Source organism: Caproiciproducens puteiluti (assembly GCF_052442865.1).
In the GTDB taxonomy this organism is placed as follows: domain Bacteria; phylum Bacillota; class Clostridia; order Oscillospirales; family Acutalibacteraceae; genus Caproiciproducens.
In genome coordinates this window covers 2,382,078-2,407,347 of record NZ_CP194790.1, presented here as the reverse complement: position 1 = coordinate 2,407,347, position 25,270 = coordinate 2,382,078, and the positions used below count along the sequence as shown (strand labels likewise).

Genomic DNA, 25,270 nt, shown 5'->3' with positions numbered 1-25,270 from the left:
GGTTCTTTTGGCTTGACTGCAAACATAAATATTTCTGTAGGCAATCGGGATCAGTATGGGATTGAAGGTGATTGTGTGGGGTATTACGTATCGGTAGAACAGAACGTCAATATTTACGTTGAAGATTTAAACCCGACCGGGAATAAAACCATTCTGTTTGTTCACGGCTGGCCCGGAAATCATAATCTGTTTGAATACCAGTTGAACCAGCTTCCCAAGCTGGGGTATCGCTGCGTGGCTATTGACTGCCGGGGCTTCGGGATGTCCGACAAGCCCTGGAGTGGGTACGATTATAACCGGCTGGCCGACGACGTGCGCGCCGTGATCGATGCTTTTCAGCTGAAGGACATTACGCTGGGAGGGCATTCCACGGGCGGAGCAATCTGTATCCGCTATATGGCGAGGCACAGCGGGCACGGCGTGTCGAAGCTGGCTCTTTTTGCCGCGGCCGCGCCCAGCCTCATTCAGCGGCCCTATTTTCCGAATGGGCTGAAGGAGCAGGCCGTGCTGGATATCATTCAGGGTACTTACACGGACCGTCCTAAGATGCTGCGGGATTTCGGGAATATGATTTTCTTCCACCGCGTCAGCATTCCGCTGTCCGACTGGATTTTCCAGCTGGGGCTGCAGGCCGCGAGCTGGTCGACCGCTGCCGTCGCAAACACGTGGATCAAAGAGGTTTTGTTCGACGACATGGCGAAAATCAATGTTCCGACCCTGATTTTACACGGCCTGAACGACCGGGTCTGTCTGTACCCGCTGGCCGTCGCGCAGAACCAGGGGATCCGGAATTCAAAGCTGGTTCCTTTTAACCAGTGCGGTCATTTCCTTTTCTACGATCAGATGGAGCAGTTCAATAAAGAATTGATCGCCTTTACAAAGGATTAATCGAGCCTTTACGGTATTCAATATACTATAGCAATTCCATTTCAGTTTGCGAGACAAAACACATTCCTCCCCGCCGCAGGCGGGGAGGAACGCAACCTTGTCGCAGAATTAACTGGAAATGCTGTAAGGATTGATCTTTTCCGAAATTGATGAGCAAAGAGCCGGAAAGAACGCTGGTTAGACGTTCTTTCCGGCTCTTTGTGTAATTTTATTTTCGGCATTCTGTAATAAACTCTTTTTGCAGGGCAGCTTCCTAGTGCAGGTCGCAGGCGCAGGACTCACATTCCGGAATCTCGCCGACCAGCGGGCCGGGGTCGATCCCTTTCTTTTTGTAATAGTCCGAAACAGCGGCTTTAATTGCCTGCTCGGCCAGTACGGAACAGTGCACCTTGACCGGCGGAAGGCCGTCCAGCGCTTCCATGACCGCTTTGTTTGTCAGCTTTAAGGCATCCTCGATCTTTTTTCCCTTAATCAGCTCGGTCGCCATCGAGCTGGTCGCAATCGCGGCGCCGCATCCGAAGGTCTTGAACTTTACGTCCGAAATGACGTCGCCGTCAACCTTGATATACATCCTCATAATATCCCCGCATTTGGGGTTACCGACCTCGCCGACGCCGCTTGCGTCCGGAATTTCACCGACGTTGCGCGGATTCGCAAAATGGTCCATCACTTTTTCGCTGTATGCCATATTCATTACCTCTCTTAGTAATTATAAATAGGAACCTGTTCCTTAAAAAATGTTCTGAGAATAGGACTTCTGTCCGGAGACGATTTCTTCCCAAAGCGGGGACATGGAACGGAGATACTCAATGATTTTCGGAAGCACCTCCAGAATATAGTCGGCATCTTCCTCCGTGTTCTGTTCGCTGAAGGTGATTCTCAGAGAACCGTGGGCAATCTCATGGGGAAGGCCGATCGCCAGCAGCACGTGGCTTGGGTCGAGGGAACCGGAGGTGCAGGCCGAACCGGAGGAGGCGCAGATTCCGTTCAGGTCAAGCCTTAACAGAAGCGATTCGCCTTCTATGCCCTCAAAGCACATGTTGATATTGCCCGGCAGACGTTTTACCCGGTCGCCGTTGATGTGGGAGCGGTCGATTTTCAGCAGCTCGTCGATCAGCCTGTCCCGCATCTTTGTGAGACGTTCGGCACGCTCATCGATGTTTGCGCAGGCTTCTTTCAGCGCAACGCTCAGACCTACGATTCCGGCGACATTTTCCGTCCCGGCTCTGCGGCCGCGTTCCTGTGCGCCGCCGTCGATCAGGTTCGGCATTTTGATGCCGTTGCGGATATACAGCGCGCCGACGCCCTTCGGCGCGTGGAATTTATGGCCGGAAAGAGACAGCAGGTCGATATTCTGCTTCTTAACGTCGATGTGGAGGTTGCCCACGGCCTGTACCGCGTCGGTGTGAAAAATCACGCCGTGCTTTTTGCAGATGGCCCCGATCTCGGTGATCGGCTGGATGGTGCCGATTTCGTTGTTCGCGTACATAATGGAAACAATCGCGGTATCGTCACGGATGGCCGCTTCCAGCTCTTCCGGCCTGACAAGGCCGTCGCTGTGAACGTCCAGATAGGTGACCTCAAAACCCTCTTTCTCAAGCGCTTCGCAGGAGTGGAGGATCGCGTGATGCTCAAACTTGGAAGTGATAATATGTTTTTTTCCTTTTTTCGCCTGTTCGTGGGCAACGCCCTTCAGCGCCCAGTTGTCGCCTTCGCTGCCGCCGGACGTGAAAAAGATTTCATTCGGCAATGCGCCCAGGCATTGGGCAACGGTTTCCCGCGCCTGCTCAAGCGGCTTTTTGGCCGTCCGTCCCACAGAATATAAACTGGAGGGGTTTCCGTAATATTGGGTATAGAAAGGCTCCATCGCTTCCAGGACGGATTTGGAAACGGGAGTGGTCGCGGCGTTGTCCGCGTAAACAAAACGTGCCATCTTATCACCTTTACTTAATATATTATTGAATTGATAGGAATATGTCCTGCACATAATATACACCAAATTGGTATATGTTTCAATAGTCTAACGATGATTATTTGAATTTTTCTGCCCCGGCTACGGCAAGCCGGTCGCAGCGTTCGTTTTCCGGATGGCCGGCATGTCCCTTGATCCACTGGACGGTCACACTGTGCCTTTCAAGAAGCGCCAGCAGCGTTTCCCACAGGTCCGAATTGAGAGCGGGCTTTTTGTCGGCCTTGCGCCAGCCGTTTTTCTTCCAGCTTTTTGCCCAGCCTTTGCTGATCGCGTCGCAGACGTACTTGGAATCGCTGCACAGGATCACTTCGCAGGGTTCCTTTAACAGGCGAAGCGCCTCAATCACCCCGGTCAGCTCCATCCGGTTGTTGGTCGTGTCGGCCGCGCCGCCGCTGATTTCCTTTTCGACACCGTTGTACCGGAGTACGGCTCCCCAGCCGCCCGGACCCGGATTTCCGCTGCAGGCGCCGTCGGTATAGATTTCAACCTGTTTCATTTGAACCATCCTTTAGTATAACCGAATATTTTTTCCATTATATCATATCGACTTTATACAAACAATGTCAACTTTGGTTTAGGATGTTCTTTTTTGGCCATAATATAAATTATCTGCACGAAGACGCAATCGCTTGACAGTCATAACGAATCAAGGTACAATAATAACGATATTTGTGTCCGGATTTATTTTTTAATATTGCATTATATTTAGACATTAAATATATTTGAAACCGCATTTTCTGCGGTTGACTCTGCTGTCTTTTGCAGCTGCCCGCGCAGTGCGAAGGAAGCAAAAAATCGAACAGGGAAAAACCATGCCCGCTCAGGCACCGTTTGCCGGCGGACTTATTTGGTTGCACCCTAATTAACAATGGAGGTTATTTCGTGTCAGAAAAAAATCAAACAAATTCCGCGGAGCAAAAGGAGAGCGCAGAGCAGCGCACCGGCGCTTCGGGCGAGGGCCGCTCTTCTCTTTATCAAAAGGTGGTACCGCCGCAGAAACCGGCACGCAGGCCGGAACCGGCGGCGAAGAAGAGACCGCAGAAGCCTGCGGACCAGGTCATCGGCGGGGAGGCCGTTCCGTTAAAAGAACCTGCCGCCCAGTCTGCCGCTCAGCCCGCAAAGCCCAGGCGGAGACGCCAGCCGCAGAAGCAGACCCAGCAGAGCCCGTCAAAGGCCCCGCAGGTACTGGCGCAGCTTACCAAGCAGAAATCGGCGCAGCAAAAAAAGACAAGCCAGCGCCAGCAGAGCAAACGCGGCAGGCAGGGCCCGCAAAAGCCGTCGATCAAAGCGTATTTTCTCGGCGGATTAAACGAGATCGGAAAGAATTTTACACTGTTTGAATGTGAAGACGATATGATGATCGTCGACTGCGGCATGGCTTTCCCGGACGGGGATATGCTCGGTGTCGATCTGGTTTTGCCTGATTTCACTTTTGTGGAACGCAATGCCGATAAAATCCGCGGGATCGTGCTGACCCACGGCCACGAAGACCATATCGGCGCGATGCCCTATCTGCTGAAAAAGGTAAATCTGCCCGTTTACGGCACTCCGCTGACCCTCGGCCTTGTGGAAGGCAAGCTCAAGGAGCACGGGCTGTCCAATAAGGCGAAGCTGAACGTCGTCCATCCGGGCGGCCAGATCAAGCTCGGCTGCATGACGGTCGAACTGATCCATGTCAACCACTCCATACCGGATTCGGTCGCGCTGGCGATCCATTCTCCGGCGGGCACGATCGTCCACACCGGAGACTTTAAAATCGACTGTACGCCCGCACAGGGGGACATGATCGACCTTGGCCGTTTGGCCCAGCTCGGGCAGGAGGGCGTTCTGGCTCTGTTCGCGGATTCCACAAACGCCGAAAGACCCGGCTATACCATGTCGGAGAGCAAGGTGAACGATTCCTTTGAGCGTCTGTTTAAACAGGCGGAAAACAATCGGATCATCATTGCCACCTTCGCTTCCAATATCAGCCGCGTACAGCAGATCATCAACTGCGCGGTCAAGTACGGGCGCAAGGTTGCCCTTTCCGGCCGCAGCATGCTCAACGTGATGGGCATCGGCGTGGAGATGGGGTATCTGGAGGTTCCCGACGGGGTGCTGATCGACCTTGACCTGATTAACCGGTATCCGAAGGATAAAATCGTTCTGGTTACCACGGGCAGCCAGGGCGAGCCGATGAGCGCGCTGACCCGCATGGCTTTTGCCGACCACCGCAAGGTGGAGGTGGGCCCCGGGGACTTTATCATCATTTCCGCGCGGCCGATTCCCGGCAACGAAAAGACGGTCGGCACGGTGATCGACGAACTGATGAAGCGCGGCTGCCAGGTGGTCTATGAATCCATGTACGAGGTGCATGTTTCCGGCCACGCCTGCCAGGAAGAGCTGAAACTGATGCAGGCGATCACCAAACCGAAATTTTTCATTCCCGTTCACGGCGAGCAGAAGCACCTGCGCAAGCACGCGGGTCTGGCCTACGCCATGGGCAAGAGTGCCGCAGATGTGTTTATCGGCGATATCGGCGACGTTCTGGAACTGAATCAGAATTATATGAAAAAGCTTTCCTCCGTTCCGGCCGGCAGGGTGCTGGTGGACGGTCTTGGCGTCGGGGACGTGGGCAGCATCGTGCTGCGCGACCGCAAGCATCTGGCCGAAGACGGTCTGATCGTGGTGGTCTGCACCATTTCTCAGGGCGACGGACATATTGTTTCCGGGCCGGACGTTGTTTCCCGCGGATTTGTCTACGTGCGCGAATCCGAACCGCTGATTGACGAGGCGAGGGTACTGGTCAATTCCGTACTCGAGAACTGCCTTGAAAATAAGATTCACGACTGGGGTACGCTCAAGACCAAAATCAAGGATGAGCTTTCCCGCATGCTTTATGACCGTACGAAACGCAGTCCGATGATCCTTCCGATTATTATGGAAGTTTAGGCTGAAACGCCAAAGGGGTAATCATTTTGAAGAGAAAAGTATGGGTGTCTTCGCCGGTATTCTTTGTCATCACAGCGGTTATGCTCATTATGGCCAGCGTCAGCTATTTTTACAGCCATATTCTGTTTGCCGTCGAAATGACATTTGCCATCGGCTCCGTCATTGCCGTCATCCTTTCCACGGAACGTTTCAAGGCGCACGTAGCCACCGCGGTGAAAAGCGCTCAGAAAATTCTGTCCGGGGAGGAATACCGCGCGCTGCAGGAATTCACGATGCCGGTTGCGGTGATTGGCGAAGAAGGGGACATCATCTGGGTCAATAACGCCTTTGCGGAAAAAGTCAGCGTCAAGCGCGAAAGCCGCGGAGAAAATATTTTAAAATTCATTTACCCGAAAACGATTCGCCAGATCATCGCCGAAAGCGGAACGGATATTACCGTAGAGAACAGACATTACACCGTCTTTGCCACAAAAACGGAATACGGCAGCGTGGCCTATTTTGTGGACGACACTTATTATAAGGAAATCAACCGTGAATATATCGAACGGCGCCCGGTTGTCGCGCTGGCAAGCTTCGACAACCGGGAGGAGCTCGCCCGCGATTCCAGCGGTAGCGAGGATTCCCGCATCGCGTCGGAGGTGGAGGGCGCGCTGATTACCTGGGCGCAGAGCATGGGCGGCTTTCTCAAGCGGCTGAGCGGCGGGCGCTATCTGATTCTGACCGACGAAGCCCACACCCGGGACGCCATGGAGAAACGCTTTCAGATTCTTGACACCATCCGCGGAATCAAAGCGGGGGAAAGGCGCAGCGCTACGGTTTCCATCGGTGTGGGGCGCGGCGCGGAATCCCTGTCGGAGTGTGAGGAGTGGGCGCGCAAGGCGCTCGACATGGCGCTTGGCCGCGGCGGAGATCAGGTGGCCGTCAAACAAAAGGACGATACATACGAGTTCTTCGGCGGCCTTTCCAAAGGGGTGGAAAAACGCGACAAGGTGCGTACCCGTGTCATTGCCGCAACTCTTTCCGACCATATTAAAAACAGCGACAACGTTCTGGTTATGGGGCATAAGTTTTCCGATCTGGACAGCGTAGGCGCGGCTGTGGGCATGTGGAGCGCGGTGACGAAGGCACTGAAAAAGCCCGCTTTTGTCGTGATCAACCGTTCGCAGAGCCTTGCGTCCCCGCTCATTACGTCCATGGAGGCCTCGGGCGCGGGCAACGGAAAAGTCTTTATTTCTCCCATGGAAGCACTGTCCATGGCGACGCCGAAATCGCTGCTGATCGTTGTGGATACTCACTCCCCGGAATTCGTGGAAAGCGCGGAGCTTTTAAACGCGGTTTCCCGTGTGGTCATTATCGACCACCACCGCATGATGGTCAAGCATATAGAAAACGCACTCGTTTTCTATCACGAGCCTTACGCAAGCTCCGCTTCCGAAATGGTGGCCGAGCTTGTCCAGTATATCGGTGAAACCGCGCTCACTCAGACCGAGGCCGAGGCGCTGCTTTCGGGCATTATGCTCGACACCAAGAATTTCGTGCTCAAAACCGGTGTCCGTACTTTTGAGGCGGCGGCCTATCTCCGCCGGCGCGGCGCGGATACCGTGGAAGTAAAACGCATGTTTTCCGATACGATCGACACCTATAAGGCAAAGTATCAGATCGTTTCCGGCGCGGAGATTTTCGGCGACTGCGCAATCGCTTCCGCCGACCACGAATTTCCGGATATCCGCATCACCTCGGCGCAGGCGGCGGACGAGCTTCTGTCCATTCAGGGCGTGAACGCCTCGTTCGTGCTGTTCCCGACCGGAAATAATGTGGTGAATGTTTCCGCCCGCTCGCTGGGCGAAATCAACGTACAGCTGATTATGGAGGCTCTGGGCGGCGGCGGCCACCTGACGATGGCGGGCGCGCAGCTCACCGGCGTTACGGTCCGGCAGGCACGCGAAAAGCTGATTGCCGTTTTACAGGACACCATGGCAAAGGCAATGCAATAAATCAATTTCAGATAATGGAGGTAATCATCAATGAAGGTAGTTCTGCTTGAAGACCTGAAAGGCACCGGCAAAAAAGGGGATTTGGTCAATGTCAGCGACGGCTACGCCCGCAACTTTCTGTTTCCCCGCAAGCTGGCAAAAGAGGCGAACGCCCAGGCGATGAACGAACTGAAAAATGCCGCGGAAGCGAAGGCCTTTAAAATTCAGTCGGAAATAGACGCCGCGAAACAGACCGCGGAGAAAATCAATGAAAAGAGCGTAAAGCTTTACGCAAAAGCGGGGCAGGGCGGTAAAATTTTCGGTTCCGTCACCGCGAAGGAAATTGCGGAAGAGCTTAAAAAGGCCTATAAGGTCGATATTGACAAGCGTAAGATTGCTCTGGACGCCGACATTAAAGCGTTCGGCACCTATGAGTGTGAAATTAAGCTTTACAACGGGATTACCGCAAAGGTTTTCGCTGTCGTCGGCGAAAAGGAGTAATGATCCGTTAAGAATGAGATAGAGCCGGAGAGGGGGAAAGAAGATGGATGAGATGGTAACGGGCGGCTACAGCGCGCTGAATCTGCCGTTCAGTCCCGAAGCGGAGCAGTCCGTTCTGGGCGCCATCCTTCTGGATTCCTCCTGCCTGGACCGTGTCGCGGAGATCCTTCCGCGCCCGGAATATTTTTATCAGACAAACAACGGCCTGATTTATTCCACCATGCTGGAGATGTTTACCGTCGCCCAGCCGGTGGATTTCGTCACCCTTCTGGAACGGCTGAAGGGCGCGCCGGGCTTTGACGAGGCAAGCGGAAAGACCTATCTGCTTCAGCTTGCGCAGCTCGTTCCCTCCATTTCCAATGTGGAATCCTATGCCCGCATCGTGCGGGACAAATACGATGTGCGCACCCTTATCACCACGTCTCGCGATATCATTGAGGAGGCTTCTTCCGGCGCGGCCGACGCGGCCACTCTGCTTGATTCCGCGGAGCAGCGCATCTTTGATATCCGGCGTGGCAAAAATATGCAGGGGCTGCAGCGTCTGGACGAAATCATCGTGCAGACCTTCGACCGGCTCGACCTGCTGAATTCCCCGGACGCCGATCTGTATAAAGGTGTGCCGACCGGCATTAAGGAGCTGGACGACACCATCACCGGCCTGAACCGCACCGACTTTATTCTGCTTGGCGCGCGTCCCGGCATGGGAAAGACCAGCTTCGCGCTGAATATCGCGCGGCACGCGGCGGTAAAGGCGAACAAGCGGGTCGCGTTCTTCTCGCTGGAAATGAGCAAGGAACAGCTGGCGTCGCGCCTGCTGTCCACCGAGGCTCTGGTCGGGGGCACCAAGCTGCGCACCGGGAAATTAAGCGAGGATGAATGGATCCGCATTATTGAAGCGGGCGACGTCCTTTCCAAGACCCAGTTTTATATCGACGACAATCCGTCCATTACGGTGGGCGAAATGAAGGCCAAGATCAGACGGCTCAGAGATGTTGATCTGGTGGTGGTCGACTACCTGCAACTGATGACCGCCTCCGGTAAAACCGACAACCGTGTTCAGGAAATTTCGGCGATTACCCGTAATATGAAGATCATGGCGAAGGAGCTGAACGTGCCGGTGCTGATGCTTTCACAGCTGGCCCGTGACAGCGAGAAGCGCACCAATCACCGCCCGGTTCTGTCCGACCTGCGTGATTCCGGTTCCATTGAGCAGGACGCGGATATCGTTCTGTTCCTGTACCGCGAGGACTACTATCAGGACGCGGAAACACCGAATGAAAACGCCGACCGGAACAGCGGGGAATGCATTGTCGCCAAAAACCGTCACGGTGAAACAAAGACGGTCCCTCTGCACTGGCAGGGTGAGTTCATGCGCTTTACGGCGCAGGAGGTTGTCCGCAGTGAACAGTGACATTTTAAATATTGAAAATAAGATTCAAGGAGTAATCGTCAGGTGGAACATGCTGCCCCCGGGCTGCACCGTTGTGGTCGGCCTTTCCGGCGGCGCGGATTCCCTGACGCTTGCTCATTTTCTTTTAAAATATGGGAAACCCCGTCATATTCGTCTGATCGCGGCGCATATTAACCATGGGCTGCGCGGAGAGGAAGCCGACGGCGACGAACGCGTTGTTTCCCGGTGGTGCGGGGAAAATGGGGTCGAGCTGAAGCTTCTGCACGCCGATGTGCGCGCTCTGGCCGCGGAGAAATCCGAAGGCCTTGAGGAGTGCGGGCGCAACGTGCGCTACGGATTTTTCAAAGAGCTTGCCGGGGAAAACGGGAAAATCGCCACGGCCCACACGCTGTCCGACAGCACCGAAACCGTTTTGATGAACCTGACAAAGGGCGCGGGGACGCGCGGCCTGCGCGGGATCCCGCCGGTGCGGGGAAATATCGTCCGCCCGCTGATCGGCATTACGCGCGCCGAGGTGGAAGCCTACTGTGCGCATTACGGCCTGCATTACGTGACGGACAGCACGAATTTTGAAGCGGAGTATGAGCGCAACAAAATCAGGCTCGGCGTCATCCCCGTTCTGCGCGAAATCAATCCCGCCTTTGAGTCGGCGGTTTTCGGAATGACCGGCCGCCTGAGCGAGGACGACGAATATTTGAACAAGCTTGCGCACGAACGGCTGGAAGCGGCCGCCTGCCCCGGCGGATACCGTCTGGAAACGCTGCGTGAGCTGCCCGGTCCACTGCTTTCGCGGGCAATCGCCATGGGTGTGGAAAGGGTGCGCAGGGTAAGGCTGGAAAGCCGCCATATTGAGGCCGTCGCCGGAATTGTGCGTGAAGGAACCGGCTCCGCGACCGTTGCCGGAAGAATACAATGTACCGCACAGGGCAATACTCTTTCTATTGCCGCCGGAAGCGACCCGGCTTCTTTTGGGGAGTGGAGCGTACCTTTTATCGCCCCAAAAACCGTTTTGCCGGACGGAAGAACGCTTACGGTCGTAAAACTGACCGAAAAAGAATTAGAAAAATGCCACAAATTTAATAAATTGTTATTTAATAATCTAATTAACTATGATACAATATCTAGTACTACCTCCGTTAGGAACAGACGGAACGGCGATACTTTCCGTCCTGCCGGACGCGGTGTCACAAAGAGCCTCAAAAAGCTTTTCAACGAAGGGGCAGTCGCGCCGTCTCAGCGCGGTAAAATTGCAATACTTGAAAGCGGCGGGGAAATTATCTGGATAGAGGGTTTTGGTGTTTCACAGCGAGCCTGTGTCACCGGGGACACTCACAATATAGCGGAAATAATAATTAAGGAGTTCGAAACATGAGAAATGATATTCAGTCCGTACTGTTCAGCGAGGAGAGGCTTGCTGACATCGTACAGACAATGGGCAAACGGATCAGCGAGGACTACAGGGATAAAAACCTTTTGATGGTCAGTGTACTGAAAGGCTCCGTGGTTTTTATGGCCGATCTGATGCGTGCAATCACCATTCCCTGCAGCATTGATTTTATGTCCGTTTCCAGCTATGGCTCCGGAACAAAGACTTCCGGTGTGGTGAAAATCGTTAAGGACCTGGACATTAACTTGGAAGGTTACGATCTTTTGGTCGTTGAAGATATTCTTGACAGCGGGCTGACCTTAAGCTACATACTCGAGTTGCTTCAATCCCGCTCCCCGAAGAGCATTAAGGTTTGCACTCTGTTTGATAAACCGGACAGACGGACCGCCCACATAAAAGCTGATTACGCCGGAACGGTCGTTCCGGATGAATTCATAGTCGGCTACGGCCTTGACTTTGATGAAAAATACAGGAACCTTCCGTTTGTGGGAATTCTAAAACCGGAGGTTTACGAGGAAGCTGACCGAAAGGCGTCAGGCGACTCAAGTAAGGAGTGAACTTCATTTGGATAACAAAAAAACACTTAAAAATATCGGCCTGTTTATTGGAGTGCCTATTTTGCTGTTTATCCTGATTGCCATGATTTACGGCAACAGGCCGCAAAAGACCTACAATTATTCCGATATCCTGCATTACTTCCAGAACCAGCAGGTTCCGGAGTTTTCCATGGACATGGGCAGCGGCGAAATGATCATCAAGCTGAAGGATAAGACGCAGATATCCTACGTGGCCCCGAATGCGGAGCTGCTGTACGACGATATCCGCGATGATATCAAACAGTACGACGAGGATCATCCGAACGCCCTGATGGTCTATAACCTGAAGCATCCGGCGGAAACCTCGTGGATCGCCAGCATGCTTCCCATGCTCGTCACCCTCGGCATCATGGTCCTGTTCTGGTGGTTTATGATGAAGCGCCTGAACACCAGTATGGGCGACGCGGGCAAGCAGATGAATTTCGGCAAGGCCAAGATCAAGCAGATGGCGGACGAAAAGCGCAAGACGACCTTTGCCGACGTGGCGGGTGCCGACGAGGAAAAGGAAGAGCTGCGCGAGATTGTCGAATTCCTGAAGAATCCGAAAAAATACAACGAGCTTGGCGCGCGTATCCCGAAAGGCGTGCTGCTCGTGGGCCCTCCGGGCACCGGTAAAACCTTACTGGCGCGCGCTGTGGCCGGAGAAGCCGGCGTGCCCTTCTTCTCCATTTCCGGCTCCGACTTCGTTGAAATGTTCGTCGGTGTCGGCGCCTCCCGTGTGCGCGACCTGTTTGAACAGGCGAAAAAGAATTCTCCCTGCATCATCTTCATCGATGAAATCGATGCGGTCGGCCGTCAGCGCGGCGCCGGTCTCGGCGGCGGGCACGACGAGCGGGAACAGACCCTGAACCAGTTGCTGGTGGAAATGGACGGCTTCGGCGCGAACGAGGGCGTTATCATGATCGCCGCCACCAACCGTCCCGACATCCTCGACCCCGCTCTGATGCGTCCGGGCCGTTTTGACCGTCAGGTCATGGTTGGCTATCCGGATATCAAGGGCCGCGAGGAAATTCTGAAGGTCCACGCGCGCGGCAAGCCGATTGCGCCGGACGTCAATCTGAAAACAATTGCGAAATCCACCGCTGGTTTCACCGGCGCGGATCTCGAAAACCTTTTGAACGAAGCGGCGCTTCTGGCCGCAAGAAAGAGCCTGAAAGCCATTACCATGGAGGAAATCGAGGAGGCCACCATCAAGGTGGTGGTCGGTACCGAGAAAAAGAGCCATGTGATGACGGAAAAGGAAAAGACCCTCACCGCGTATCACGAAGGCGGCCATGCGGTTTCCACCTATTTCTGCCCCACACAGGACCCCGTTCACCAGATTTCCATCATCCCGCGCGGCATGGCGGGCGGCTATACCATGCATCTTCCGACCGAGGACCGTTCCTACAAATCCCGCAAGGAGATGCAGGAGGACCTGGTGGTGCTGCTGGGCGGGCGTGTTGCAGAAGCGCTTACGCTTGACGACATTTCCACGGGCGCTTCCAACGACATTGAGCGCGCCACAAAGCTTGCGCGCAGCATGGTCACAAAATACGGCATGACCGACGCTCTTGGCCCGATCACCTACGGGCAGGATCAAGGCGAGCCGTTCCTTGGCCGCGACATGGGCCACATCCGGAACTATTCCGAAGAGACGGCGTCCATGATCGACAAGGAAGTCAAAACCCTGATGACGACCGCTTACAACCGAACGGAAAGCATTTTGAGAGAACACATGGATAAGCTGCACGAAGTAGCAAAATTCCTTTACCAGAACGAAAAAATGTCCGGCGAACAGTTCAAAGAAATGATGGAAGCGAAGGGACCCGAACCTCCGGAGGAGTTTTCCGATGGGGGCCAGCTATCTGGCGCTACAGCAGAATAAAAAATTCAGGGGGGAATGTTGCCACATTTCCCCTTTTGCTGTCTGTAATATTTGTGTATAATAAGAATTGATACGATTGTGCGGAAAGCGCAAATTGCCGTGTTCTGCGGAAGGAACTTCAAAAACAGTGAATAGATTTAGGAGCGATATGTTGGTATGACTAAGAAAACGGAATATGGAAACGAGAGTATTTCCTCGCTGAAAGGCGCGGACCGTGTGCGTCGGCGCCCTGCTGTCATCTTTGGATCGGACGGCATAGAGGGCTGCGAGCATTCCATCTTTGAAATACTGTCGAATTCCATCGATGAGGCGCGCGAAGGCTACGGAAAGCAGATCACCATCACGCGTTTCAGCGACAACTCGGTCCAGGTAGAGGACCACGGCCGCGGCTGCCCGGTCGATTATAATCAGAAGGAGCAGCGCTTTAACTGGGAGCTTGCGTTCTGCGAGCTTTACGCCGGCGGAAAATACAACAACGATTCGGACGAGAGCTACGAGTATTCCCTCGGCCTGAACGGCCTTGGGCTCTGTTCCACGCAGTACGCTTCGGAATATATGGATGTGGAGGTCCGCCGCGACGGGTTCCGTTATACCCTGCATTTTGAGCACGGGGAAAATATCGGCGGACTGAAAAAAGAACCGTACAATAAAAAGGATACCGGTTCCATCATCCGGTGGAAGCCGGACCTTCAGGTATTCACCGACATCAGCGTGCCGGTGGAGTATTATCTGGACGTGCTTCGCCGTCAGGCTATCGTTAACGACGGCATCAGCTTTTTGTTCCGCAACCAGACCGGTTCCGGCTTTGAAGAGACCCAAATGCTGTATCAGCAGGGAATCGTGGACCACGTCAAGGAAATAGCGGGGGAGGACGCGCTTACTCCCGTCCAGTTCTGGCAGGCGGAGCGCAAGGTGCGCGACCGCGCGGACAAGCCCATGTACAAGACGAAAATCAATGTGGCGGTGGCGTTTTCCAACCGTAATAAACTGATCGAATATTACCACAATTCCAGCTGGCTGGAGCATGGCGGCGCGCCGGACAAGGCGGTGCGCAACGCGTTTGTCTATCAGATCGATGCTTATTTGAAGCAGACGGGAAAGTACAACAAAAACGAAAGCAAAATCACTTTCGCCGACGTCGAGGATTGCCTTGTACTGATTATTTCCTCGTTCTCCAACCGGACTTCCTATGAAAATCAGACCAAAAAGGCCATTACCAATAAAGGCATCCAGGAAGCGATGACGGAGATGCTCCGCCATCAGCTCGAGGTATATTTTATCGAAAATCCCGTCGATGCGGATAAAATCTCCGCTCAGGTGCTCATCAACAAGCGCAGCCGCGAGGACGCGGAGAAAACCCGCCTGAATATCAAGAAAAAGCTCACCAGCAATATGGACATTACGAACCGCGTCGCCAAGTTCGTGGATTGCCGCACCCGCGACGTGAACGAGCGGGAAATCTTTATTGTGGAGGGAGATTCCGCCCTCGGCGCGTGCAAACAGGCGCGCGACCCGAACTTTCAGGCCATTATGCCGATCCGCGGCAAAATCCTGAACTGCCTGAAAGCCGACTATGACAAGATTTTCAAGAACGATATTATCACCGACCTGATCAAGGTGCTGGGCTGCGGCGTCGAGGTAAAGTCGAAGGCAAACAAGGATTTGTCCTCTTTCGAACTGTCCCTTCTTCGCTGGAATAAAATCATCCTCTGCACCGATGCCGACGTGGACGGCTTTCAGATCCGGACCCTGCTTCTGACCATGCTGTACCGCCTGACCCCTACGCTGATCGAAGAGGGGAAGGTCTTTATCGCCGAATCCCCGCTTTTTGAGATTGCGGCGAAGGACAATACTTATTTTGCCTATACCGAACGGGAAAAGGACGAAGTGCTGAAAAAGCTGAGCGGAAAAAAGTTTACGATTCAGCGGTCCAAGGGATTGGGCGAAAATGAGCCGGACATGATGAACCTGACCACGATGAACCCGGCGACGCGCCGCCTGATCAAGGTGATGCCCACGGACGCGGCCGGAACCAGTGCAATGTTTGATCTTCTGCTCGGCGACAATCTGAGCGGCCGGAAGGATTATATCGCGGAAAACGGATACAGTTATATTGATTCAGCGGATGTAAGCTAGCTGAAAAATGAATACGGATAAATTTTAATGAATGTGGGTGTAAACCAGAATGCCAAAAAAGAGAGCGGAGCAGTCGGCGCCGCCGCGCGGGCACGGCGTCATTGAGGGCGCGGGCGCGGTTGTGGAACAGCAGATCACCGATACGCTTGAAAAAAATTACATGCCTTACGCCATGAGCGTGATTATGTCCCGGGCGATCCCCGAGATCGACGGCTTTAAGCCGTCCCACCGCAAGCTTTTATATACCATGTATAAAATGGGGCTTCTCGGCTCCACGCGCACCAAAAGCGCGAACATCGTGGGCCAGACCATGAAGCTGAATCCCCACGGCGACGCCGCCATTTACGACACCATGGTGCGTCTGAGCCGCGGCTACGAGGCGCTTCTGCATCCCTATGTGGATTCCAAGGGCAACTTCGGAAAGTTCTATTCCCGCGATATGGCCTGGGCGGCTTCCCGTTATACGGAAGCGCGTCTGGACGACATCTGTCAGGAGCTTTTCCGGGATATCGACAAGGATACCGTCGATTTTGTAGACAATTACGATAATACTTTAAAGGAGCCGACCCTGCTGCCGGCTACGTTCCCGTCCGTGCTGGTCAACGCGAACACGGGCATCGCGGTTGGAATGGCAAGCTCCATCTGTCCCTTCAATCTGAGCGAGGTGTGCCAGACCGCCGCCGCTCTGATGCGTGACCCGGGGCACGACGTTGCCACCACCTTGCTGGCGCCTGATTTCCCGGGCGGCGGCCAGCTGGTTTACGACCGGGCCGCGATGGAGGAAATCTACCGTACCGGGCGCGGCGGCGTGCGCATCCGCTCGCGCTATGCCTATGATAAGAGCGCGAACTGCATTGACGTTACCCAGATCCCTCCGACCACGACGGTGGAAGCCATTGTCGAGAAGGTCGTCGATCTGGTCAAGCAGGGCAAGCTCAAGGATATTTCCGATATCCGCGATGAAACGGGACTGGACGGCTTAAAGATCACCATCGATCTGAAGCGCGGCGTGGAGCCGGACAAGCTCATGCAGCGCCTGTTTAAGATGACTCCGCTGGAAGACAGCTTTTCCTGTAATTTCAACGTCCTGGTCGGGCGTATTCCGCGCGTGCTGGGCGTTCGGGAGCTGCTGGAAGAATGGACCGCGTTCCGCGTCGAATGCGTCCGCCGCCGCACCTTCTACGATCTTGCGAAAAAGAAGGACAAGCTGCATCTGCTCAAGGGCCTTCAGGCCATTTTGCTCGATATCGACAAGGCTGTCGCCATTGTCCGCCGCACGGAGGAAGAGAGCGAGGTCGTGCCGAACCTGATGATCGGCTTTGGCATCGACGAGACGCAGGCGGAATTCGTCGCGGAAATCAAGCTGCGCCATCTGAACCGCGAGTATATTCTGAAGCGCACAGAGGAAATCGGCCAGTTGGAAAAAGAGATTGCCGAGCTGCAGTCCGTACTGGACAGCAAATCCAAGATAAAAAGCATCATTATTTCGGAGCTGGACGCCGTGGCGAAAAAATACGGCCAGCCCCGCAAAACCATGATGATTTATCAGAACGAGATCGAGGAGTATTCGGCGGAGGAGGAAGTGGCGGATTACCCGGTGAATCTGTTCTTTACACGGGACGGCTACTTTAAGAAAATCACCCCGCTTTCCCTGCGCATGAGCGGGGAGCAGAAGCTCAAGGAGGACGACGAGGTCGTACAGCATATCGAGGACAGCAACACCGCCGACCTGCTGTTTTTCACCGACCGTTGTCAGGTCTATAAAGCGAAGGCCAACGATTTCGGCGACACCAAGGCGAGCGTCCTTGGAGAGTATATCCCGGCGAAGCTAGGGATGGACGAGGGCGAGAACGTGCTCTATATGGCGGTTACCCACGATTATGACGGCTATATGCTTTTCTTTTTCGAAAACGGCAAAGCCGCAAAGGTCGACATGTCCGCCTATGCCACAAAAACAAACCGCCGCAAGCTTTTAAACGCCTACTGCGACAAATCCCCGGCCGTGCGGATTGCGTATGTAAAAGAGGACTGTGACTTTATGCTGACGTCGCTTCAGGGCCGGATCCTTCTGGTTCATACCGGCGCGGTTCCCAGCAAGTCCACGCGCAGCACGCAGGGCGTCGCCGTCATGACGCTCCGCAAGGGCAGCAGGCTGCTTCGCGCGGAACCATACAGCGAGGGAATGCTGGTCAACCCGAACCGATACCGCAAAAACATTCCGGCTTCCGGGTCTCTTCCCACTGCGGAGGAAACTGCAGGGGAGCAGCTAAAGCTATGAAATAATAAAAAACGCCGCTGAAAAGCCAATAGCAGTCCAGCGGCGGGTCAGGTCAAAGCGGCAAACGCAGACGCTTTGATGAGTCCGTAGTTAGATTGCCCTTTTGCCTTTTCCATATGCATAAAACTTGAGAATGCACATAAAATATGCTTGCAAAAACGCACTTTTTATGTTAGTATAATTTAAGTTGTTTTATGCGAGAATATTCGGAGGTGCGCTATGTCAGTTGTCGAGGTTATTTTCGGGATTATATTATTAATATTTTCAGTTGCTATAACGATTGTCGTCCTTCTTCAGGAAGGTCATCAGCAGGAACTCGGGGCGATTACAGGCGGTGCCGATACTTTTCTTTCAAAGAATAAGGCCCGTTCGGTAGATTCGTTTCTTGCGCGGTGGACAAAAGTGATTGCAATTGGATTCTTTGTACTGGTGATCGGTATTAACGCGTACATGTACTTTGGAAAGTAACTTGAATGCTAAAGCCCCGCTTGTGTAAAGCGGGGCTTTTCTTATCGGCACATCTCCTCGTTTTACGCAGGCTGTGTAAAAATGGGAATTATAAAATGAATGATAAATTCGGAGGAACCATGTTAGAGGAAATCAAGAAGAAAATTATTAAATACCTGCAAGCTTATCCGCAGAGCGTCACTTCCCGCGGACTGATCAAAAAGCTTGGAATAAAGGATAACAAAAACTTTTACCGTGCTTTAAACCAGCTGAGGGACGAGGGCGCCGTGGAAGTCAACAAAAAACACCGCGTCCGTCTGCCGGAGGAAAGGAAAACCGTCAAGGCGACTATCGTGTCCCTTTCCAAGGGCTTTGCTTTTGCGCGCCCGTCGGACGGCGGAGAGGATCTGTTTATTCATGCCGACAATCTGAAAAAGGCCTTTATCGGCGACACGGTTCTCCTGAAGCATGTGAAGCAGAGCGCCAAGGGGCTGAGCGCCCATGTGGACGAGATTTCGGAAAAAAGCAGCCGGATTATTACCGGTACGCTCAGCCGGGGCCAGGGACTGTGCGAAATTGTCCCGGACGGCGCGATCCGCTACCATATCCCGGTGGAAAAAAGTTCCGCAAAGAACGTGAGGGACGGGGACAAGATTCAGGCGGAAATATTCCGTGCGCCCCGCACCTCCCTGCTTTCCGCGCGGATTGTCAAGGTCTATGGGAAGTCGAGTAGCGCGAAAATCTGCGCGGACGCCATCATCGACCAAAACGGAATCCGGACCGTATTCCCGGACGAAGTCCTGTCCGAAGCGCGGAAAATCGCCGCGGGTACGGTTACGGAACAGGATCTGGAGGGCAGGCTTGACCTGCGCGATACCAGCATCTGTACCATTGACGGAGCGGATGCGAAAGACCTGGACGACGCTATTTCCGTCAGCCGGACAAAAACGGGCTACAAGCTCGGCGTCCATATCGCGGATGTCAGCCATTATGTAAAAGAGGGCAGCGCCATTGACGCGGAAGCGCTGGAGCGGGGGACCTCCGTCTATTTCGCCGACCGCGTCATTCCCATGCTTCCCAAGGAGCTTTCCAACGGGGTCTGCTCGCTGAACGCCGGGGAGGACAAGCTGACCTTTTCCGCCATCATCCAGCTGGACGGGCAGGGGGAAATCCTTTCCTACCAGTTCAGGAAAAGTGTCATCCGTTCCAAGGTTCGCGGCGTTTATTCGGAAGTGAACGAGCTGTTCGACAAAACAGCCGGCGCCGATCTGCGGAAAAAATACGCTCCGGTCATCCGTTCGCTCAACGCGGCGAAGGAGCTTGCCGATCTTTTAAAGGCGCGTTCCATTCAGAATGGAACAGTGGATCTGGACAGCACGGAATCCAAATTCACGCTGAACGGGGAAGGGGTCTGCGTCAATGTGGAGCCCCGGCAGACGGGTGTTTCCGAGCAGATGATCGAGCAGCTGATGATTACGGCCAATCAGGCCGCCGCCAAGCTGGCCAAAGCGAATGCCATCCCGTTTGTCTACCGCGTGCATGAGCAGCCCAGCCCGGAGCGTGTGGAGAATCTGGCGCAGCTTGTGGGAGCGCTGGGATTGAACGCGCGCAGCCTGAAGCACGAGGGGGACGTTACCACCGCCGACTTTGCCGATATCATGCATCAGGCGGAGGGCACGCCCGCTCAGAAGGTCATTTCCCATCAGCTTCTGCGGACGATGGCAAAGGCGCGCTACGATACGAACCCGATCGGGCATTTCGGCCTTGCGCTTGCGGACTACTGCCACTTTACCTCTCCCATCCGCCGCTATCCGGATACGGCGATTCACCGCATCCTTTCCGTCATGCTGGAAACGAAGGACAAGGGAGAGCTGAACAGAAGGTTCCTGACGTTTGCGAACGCCGCCGCCTCCGCTTCCTCTTCCTCGGAAGTCCGCGCCATGCAGGCCGAGCGCAGTGCGGAGGACTGTTATATGGCAGAATATATGACGCAGCATATCGGCGAATGTTATACCGGGATCATCAGCGGGGTGACCCAGCGCGGCGTTTTTGTGGAGCTGCCGAATTCCGTCGAGGGCTTTGTGCCGGTCGACAGCTTTGAAGGAGCGCGTTTCCGCTTCGACGGTGTCATCACGCAGGTTGACGAGAATACCGGCCGCAAGCTGACCATTGGGCAGGAGCTTGCCGTCCAGGCGGTCGCCGCGGATGTGACGAGCGGCAGAATCGACTTTATTCCGGATACTTCTGTAAACGTGGAACCTTAATTGCGTTTATTTCCATAAAAAGTCCCTCTTCATTGGCAAAATATTGAAGCATTGGTATAAATTTTGGCATATTTGACCATCATACTAACATAAATATAAAACCGAAAGGCGGAGCTGTTAGTATGGAATCTGTTTTAAAACTGGTGCAGCGCACGGATTGCGCAGCTGTTCAGGAAAATGATGATAAAAAACAAATTCTGGAAGAAATCAAGGAAGTCTGTCGTCTGATCGCCTGCAACGACTGCTGGTTTGAACTGGAATGTGACGAAAATTTGATAGACGCCTGTATTTATCAGCGCGAAGAGCTCCATTCCCGTTACAAATATCTGCTGAACCTGGCAAAACAGCGGGGAATCAGCTGTACTCCTTTCAAATGCAAGGAAATGGGGGTGTGATTTTGCCCAATCTGATTCTTACGCTTTCCCTGTGCGGGGTATTTGCGCTTCTCGTGGTGATTCAGGTGATCGTCAAGGCAAAAAAGCCCGTGCAGCGTGCGGCGGGCGGTGTCATTATGGGCCTTTGCGCGCTTGCCGCGGTGAATCTGACCGGATTTTTTACCGGGGTCAGTCTGCCGCTCAGTCCGCTCACCATAGGGATTTCCGGCGCCGCCGGTATTCCGGGGGTGACCCTGCTGCTGCTTTTGAATCTGATTATAAAATGAGACAAAGAAAGAGAGTTCTCACTCGCGTGAAAGCTCCCTTTCTTTGTCAGGCGGGTTTTGCCCGTCTTTTTTTGTTTTATTTGAGCGCCGCCGTGTGGTCCTTCAAAATATCGGCGGCCATTTCGCTGTTTCCGGTCACCAGCGCCAGCAGCATCCGATAGACGTTTTCCGGCGACTGGTGAAAGTTGTGCTTCACCATGTTGGCCTGATACAGATCCGGTACATGCAGGGTAAAATTCATTAAATCCATATCGCCGCCGGAAATATGGCAGACGACGTTGTAGCCGCGTTCGGTTTTTGTAATCTCCACCTTATTTTCCCGTTCACGCTTTGTTCTGGCCAGCAGGTTGATCGCGGCCGCGACCGCTTTGTCCCGTACAACGTGGGGGAGCGCTCTGTCCAGCTGTTTGGCGATCATCCGGGCGGTGCTGCTTGCCGAGCAGAGTTCGTCCTTCTCTCCGCTGACAATGATATTCCCTTTTTCGATCAGCTCCGCCAGCGCGTCGGTGACTTCAAAATAGTTTGCCAGTCCGTTGTCCTGAATAATATTTACAATATCGCTTTTTGAAAGCGGTGCATCCAGGCTTGACAGCAGATAGCAGATTAATATGCGTATTTGGTTTTTGCTTCGGAGTCCACCCGGTTCGATCCCTCCGGTAAAAGCGTCAAAATCCATAAACAGCACCTCCGGTAAATATTTTATTCTACGCAAAAAAGCCAAAGCAAACGTACTCCTCAATCGCCGGAGCAGGCTTGGCTTTGACTCGGAACGTGTACTGCTGTTATTTTAACATACAACCGGATTTCTTTCAATCCGGATTGCGGGGCTTCCGTTACTTTTTTATATTTTCCTTCAGGTATCTCAATATTTTTTCCTGTTCCTGCACAGTACAGGAACGGAACACACCGACCAGGATTTTTTCATTGCTGGAAAGTTCGTAAATATGGCTTGTATTTTTTTTACTGTAAATAAAGTTGGATTTTGCCCCGCTGTCCGCTACTGTTTCCGGTGTTCCTTCATCGGCCAGCAAATCATTTATGGCTATATTGAAGACCTTGGCAAGGGTCATCAGTACAGTTATATCGGGTGTTGTTTTGCCAATTTCATAGTACGAATAGGTTGAGCGGTCAATGTTTAATATTTTTGCGATCTGCACCTGTGTGTAGCCGCTTTTTATACGCAGCTCGCGCAGCCTTTCGTTTATATGGATTTTTTCAATAATAGGTCACACCACCTTTATAAGAAGTGCCAAAGGGCTTGCATTAATCAAGATTATATAATATATAATGCCGTCACGATAATAACGTGATGTTTATTCACCTAAAAATAATCCTTAAACAATAAATTTATTTGATTAGCTCTTGACGTGTGCATTCTGATTTTGTATAATATCTTAGTTGGCTGTTCAGACAGGCACTTTTAGCAAGAGCAGTCCCCGGTTTGGAGAATGAAAGGACTTACGCCTTTTTCCATTACGCTACTGTGGCTCAATGGTAGAGCAGCTCATTCGTAATGAGCAGGTTGTCAGTTCGATTCTGACCAGTAGCTCCACCAGCCTGAAGCTGGACACAAATTGCGCACTTCACTTTGTGAGGTGCGTTTTGTTTTTTGCCCGAGCCAAAGGGCGCGTCTGCCTGTTTTGATTGATTTTCTATCCTTTTCTTTTATTTTATATCATATCTCCGGCCTATTATTTCATTTATTTCATTACATCGAAAATATTTGCAGTTCTGTATCGGAAAGAGGACGGAACTGCATAAATCTTCCCTATCTCTTTAAAAAAAATCCGCTATGTGTTATGATTTTGCCATAAGAAAATTACAGAATCTACCAGATGATTGAAAATGTATCTTACGGATACAATAACAGGACAGGAGGGAAAGCATGACTACATTCAATGAATTATACGAAAGACTTGTAAAAGCTTCGGTGGAAAACAGGGAACCGCAGGAGCTTGAAAAAATTCGGGAGCAGGAATTCGACCCGCATCATCTTGACTGTCTGCTGAATCCGGAAAAGTACGCACCGGTGCTCCGCATCGGTGAATGCGAATGCTCCAGTAGCGAGCAGGCGCCCTGCGAGGGGAAATGCCTTTTTGACGCCCTTTACAGGGATGAAAAGGGAAATGTTCAAATTAATAAAGACCTGTGCGTCGGCTGCTCCGAGTGCATTGATAGCTGCCAGACCAAAAAGCTGACGGCCAGCCGCGACATTCTGCCCGCGCTTGCCGCCGTACATGAAGCGAAGGCCCCTGTTTACGCAATGATTGCCCCCGCCTTTATCAGCCAGTTCAGCAAAGACGTGACTCCCGGAAAGCTGCGCACCGCCTTTAAAATGCTCGGGTTTGCCGGTATGGTCGAGGTTGCCCTTTTTGCGGACATCCTTACCCTGAAAGAGGCACTGGAATTTAATAAAAATATTGTTAAGGAAACCGACTTCCAGCTTACCAGCTGCTGCTGCCCCATGTGGATCGCCATGATCCGCAAGGTGTACCACGAGTTGATGCCCCATGTGCCCGGCGCGGTTTCTCCCATGGTCGCCTGCGGGCGTGCTATTAAAGCCATTCATCCGGATGCGCTTACCGTCTTTATCGGGCCCTGCATCGCCAAGAAGGCCGAAGCGCGCGAACCGGATATTTCGGATTCCACGGACTTTGTCCTGACCTTTCAGGAAATACAGGATGTTTTTGAATTCGCAAAGCTGGACCTTGCTGCGCTGCCGGAGGATGAACGCGACCACTCGTCGCGTGCGGGAAGAATTTACGCCAGAAGCGGCGGCGTCAGCGAGGCGGTCCAGAGGACGTCCAAACGCTTGAGCCCCGACCGGAAAATCACCGTCCGCGCCCGTCAGGCCGACGGTGTCCCCGCCTGCAAGGCGATGATCAACGACCTGCTGGCAGGAAAAATAGACGCGAACTTTCTGGAGGGCATGGGCTGTGTCGGCGGCTGTGTCGGCGGGCCGAAGGCTTTGATCCCCCGCGAGGAGGGCCGCGAAAACGTGAACCAGTACGGTCAGGAAGCCGTCTATCAGACCCCGATAGACAACCCTTATGTAATCGAACTGCTGCACCGGCTTGGCTTTGACACGGTGGAGAGCCTGATCGAACACAGCGATATCTTTACCCGCAAATTCTGAGAAGTTTGATTTTTAATTTGGTACAGCAATTCCATTTCAGTTTGCGAGACAAAACACGTTTCTCCCCTGCCGAAGGCGAGGGAGAAACGCAAAATTGTTGCAGAATCAACTGGAAATGCTGTAACAAGGTCTAGGAATGCCCCTGTATCTATGATATAATAAAGTAATATCATAGGGATGGGGGCATTTGTTATGGGATACAAAGAGGACTTTGAAAAAATATACATATCCAAAATTACGAGGGCAGGGAGCGCGGAGCTGCTGGAATGGCTGAAAACCACCGACTTTTTTACCGCGCCCGCAAGCACAAAATTTCACTGCGCCTGTCTGGGAGGGCTTGTTCAGCACAGTGTCAGCGTATACCGTGTGATGATGGACAGACACTTCGACGCGGAGACGGACAGTGAAGAAAGCTTTGCCATCTGTGGGCTTCTGCACGACGTCTGCAAAGCCCAGTTTTATAAAGAGAGCACCCGCAATGTGAAAAACGAAGAGACCGGCGCGTGGGAAAAGCGACCGTACTATACGATTGAGGACAGCTATCCGTACGGCCACGGTGAAAAATCGGTCTTCCTGATCGAGCGGTTTATGCGCCTGAAAACCAGTGAAGCGATCGCTATCCGGTGGCACATGGGCGGCTTCGACGAATCCGTCCGGGGCGGAAGCTTTTCCATCGGCCTGGCGTGGCAGAAATATCCCATCGCCGTAAAGCTGCACCTTTCGGATCTGGAAAGTACCTATCTTTGCGAAAAAGGAACGTCTTCCATACACGGGAAATAAATTCAGATCCTATATTTCGTTGCAGCCCGTTGGCTACTTGTG

General features: G+C 53.1%; 21 protein-coding genes and 1 tRNA gene. 17 read left to right on the top strand and 5 right to left on the bottom strand.

The annotated features are described in order from the left end of the window. Positions 1–75: 75 nt before the first annotated feature. Positions 76–888 (top strand): alpha/beta fold hydrolase, encoded by an 813-nt coding sequence (locus tag ACRQU7_RS11745; protein ID WP_038324726.1) that lies wholly within the window; start codon positions 76–78, stop codon positions 886–888. 253 nt (positions 889–1,141) lie between these two features. Here the strand turns inward: ACRQU7_RS11745 and nifU are convergent, their stop codons facing one another. The 3 genes from nifU to rnhA form a co-directional block, all read right to left on the bottom strand. Continuing rightward, positions 1,142–1,576 carry a Fe-S cluster assembly scaffold protein NifU gene (gene nifU, locus ACRQU7_RS11740; RefSeq protein WP_038324724.1) on the bottom strand — a complete coding sequence of 145 codons (435 nt, stop codon included), beginning with the start codon at positions 1,574–1,576 and terminating at the stop codon, positions 1,142–1,144. 42 nt (positions 1,577–1,618) lie between these two features. Next, entirely contained in the window at positions 1,619–2,821 is a 1,203-nt protein-coding gene (gene nifS / locus ACRQU7_RS11735; RefSeq protein ID WP_141825436.1) for a cysteine desulfurase NifS, read from the bottom strand. A 97-nt stretch (positions 2,822–2,918) separates the two neighbouring features. Continuing rightward, positions 2,919–3,356, bottom strand: a complete 438-nt coding sequence (gene rnhA, locus ACRQU7_RS11730) for a ribonuclease HI (RefSeq protein WP_444641033.1) — start codon at positions 3,354–3,356, stop codon at positions 2,919–2,921. Positions 3,357–3,742: 386 nt separating this feature from the next. Here rnhA and ACRQU7_RS11725 point away from each other — a divergent pair, with 386 nt between their 5' ends. The 13 genes from ACRQU7_RS11725 to ACRQU7_RS11665 all read left to right on the top strand — a co-directional run bounded on the left by ACRQU7_RS11725 (position 3,743) and on the right by ACRQU7_RS11665 (position 21,312). Then, positions 3,743–5,791: an RNase J family beta-CASP ribonuclease gene (locus ACRQU7_RS11725; RefSeq protein WP_444641031.1), complete on the top strand. Its 2,049-nt coding sequence runs from the start codon at positions 3,743–3,745 to the stop codon at positions 5,789–5,791. Positions 5,792–5,817: 26 nt separating this feature from the next. Then, the gene (locus ACRQU7_RS11720) at positions 5,818–7,785 is read left to right on the top strand and encodes a DHH family phosphoesterase (protein ID WP_141825434.1); all 1,968 of its coding nucleotides are present in this window, start codon (positions 5,818–5,820) and stop codon (positions 7,783–7,785) included. A gap of 30 nt (positions 7,786–7,815) precedes the next feature. Next, complete coding sequence (gene rplI / locus ACRQU7_RS11715; RefSeq protein WP_038324720.1) at positions 7,816–8,265, top strand: 50S ribosomal protein L9; 450 nt, start codon at positions 7,816–7,818, stop codon at positions 8,263–8,265. A 43-nt stretch (positions 8,266–8,308) separates the two neighbouring features. Beyond that, a complete protein-coding gene (dnaB, locus tag ACRQU7_RS11710) occupies positions 8,309–9,676 on the top strand; it encodes a replicative DNA helicase (RefSeq protein WP_444641029.1) in 1,368 nt (455 codons plus the stop codon). Then, complete coding sequence (tilS, locus tag ACRQU7_RS11705) at positions 9,666–11,048, top strand: tRNA lysidine(34) synthetase TilS (protein ID WP_444641027.1); 1,383 nt, start codon at positions 9,666–9,668, stop codon at positions 11,046–11,048. The genes dnaB and tilS overlap by 11 nt, the downstream gene beginning before the upstream one ends. Further along, positions 11,045–11,620: a hypoxanthine phosphoribosyltransferase gene (hpt, locus tag ACRQU7_RS11700; protein ID WP_042081954.1), complete on the top strand. Its 576-nt coding sequence runs from the start codon at positions 11,045–11,047 to the stop codon at positions 11,618–11,620. The genes tilS and hpt overlap by 4 nt, the downstream gene beginning before the upstream one ends. A 7-nt stretch (positions 11,621–11,627) precedes the next feature. After that, on the top strand, positions 11,628–13,526 hold the full coding sequence (gene ftsH / locus ACRQU7_RS11695) for an ATP-dependent zinc metalloprotease FtsH (protein WP_444641025.1): 1,899 nt from the start codon (positions 11,628–11,630) through the stop codon (positions 13,524–13,526). 156 nt (positions 13,527–13,682) lie between these two features. Further along, positions 13,683–15,662: a DNA gyrase/topoisomerase IV subunit B gene (locus ACRQU7_RS11690; RefSeq protein ID WP_444641023.1), complete on the top strand. Its 1,980-nt coding sequence runs from the start codon at positions 13,683–13,685 to the stop codon at positions 15,660–15,662. A gap of 49 nt (positions 15,663–15,711) precedes the next feature. After that, a complete protein-coding gene (locus ACRQU7_RS11685; RefSeq protein ID WP_444641021.1) occupies positions 15,712–17,940 on the top strand; it encodes a DNA gyrase subunit A in 2,229 nt (742 codons plus the stop codon). Positions 17,941–18,159: 219 nt separating this feature from the next. Then, positions 18,160–18,408, top strand: coding sequence for a preprotein translocase subunit SecG (gene secG / locus ACRQU7_RS11680; protein ID WP_038324716.1), 249 nt, complete (start codon positions 18,160–18,162; stop codon positions 18,406–18,408). A 119-nt stretch (positions 18,409–18,527) separates the two neighbouring features. Continuing rightward, positions 18,528–20,651, top strand: coding sequence for a ribonuclease R (gene rnr / locus ACRQU7_RS11675; RefSeq protein ID WP_444641019.1), 2,124 nt, complete (start codon positions 18,528–18,530; stop codon positions 20,649–20,651). A gap of 122 nt (positions 20,652–20,773) precedes the next feature. After that, positions 20,774–21,046 carry a DUF2508 family protein gene (locus tag ACRQU7_RS11670; protein WP_141825426.1) on the top strand — a complete coding sequence of 91 codons (273 nt, stop codon included), beginning with the start codon at positions 20,774–20,776 and terminating at the stop codon, positions 21,044–21,046. 2 nt (positions 21,047–21,048) lie between these two features. Beyond that, on the top strand, positions 21,049–21,312 hold the full coding sequence (locus ACRQU7_RS11665) for a pro-sigmaK processing inhibitor BofA family protein (protein ID WP_038324712.1): 264 nt from the start codon (positions 21,049–21,051) through the stop codon (positions 21,310–21,312). 76 nt (positions 21,313–21,388) lie between these two features. Here the strand turns inward: ACRQU7_RS11665 and ACRQU7_RS11660 are convergent, their stop codons facing one another. Together ACRQU7_RS11660 and ACRQU7_RS11655 are read right to left on the bottom strand one after the other, a co-directional pair. Then, the gene (locus tag ACRQU7_RS11660) at positions 21,389–21,988 is read right to left on the bottom strand and encodes a DUF4364 family protein (protein WP_038324710.1); all 600 of its coding nucleotides are present in this window, start codon (positions 21,986–21,988) and stop codon (positions 21,389–21,391) included. A 157-nt stretch (positions 21,989–22,145) separates the two neighbouring features. Next, a complete protein-coding gene (locus ACRQU7_RS11655) occupies positions 22,146–22,505 on the bottom strand; it encodes a helix-turn-helix domain-containing protein (RefSeq protein WP_279231011.1) in 360 nt (119 codons plus the stop codon). A gap of 284 nt (positions 22,506–22,789) precedes the next feature. On the opposite strand from ACRQU7_RS11655, the gene ACRQU7_RS11650 reads away from it, so the two are divergent. From ACRQU7_RS11650 to ACRQU7_RS11640, 3 genes are all read left to right on the top strand, one after another. Next, a tRNA-Thr gene (locus ACRQU7_RS11650) sits at positions 22,790–22,864 on the top strand. Positions 22,865–23,197: 333 nt separating this feature from the next. Further along, positions 23,198–24,448 (top strand): [Fe-Fe] hydrogenase large subunit C-terminal domain-containing protein, encoded by a 1,251-nt coding sequence (locus ACRQU7_RS11645; protein WP_444641016.1) that lies wholly within the window; start codon positions 23,198–23,200, stop codon positions 24,446–24,448. Positions 24,449–24,640: 192 nt separating this feature from the next. Next, a complete protein-coding gene (locus ACRQU7_RS11640) occupies positions 24,641–25,228 on the top strand; it encodes a hydrolase (protein ID WP_444641014.1) in 588 nt (195 codons plus the stop codon). The last annotated feature ends 42 nt before the right edge of the window (positions 25,229–25,270 follow it).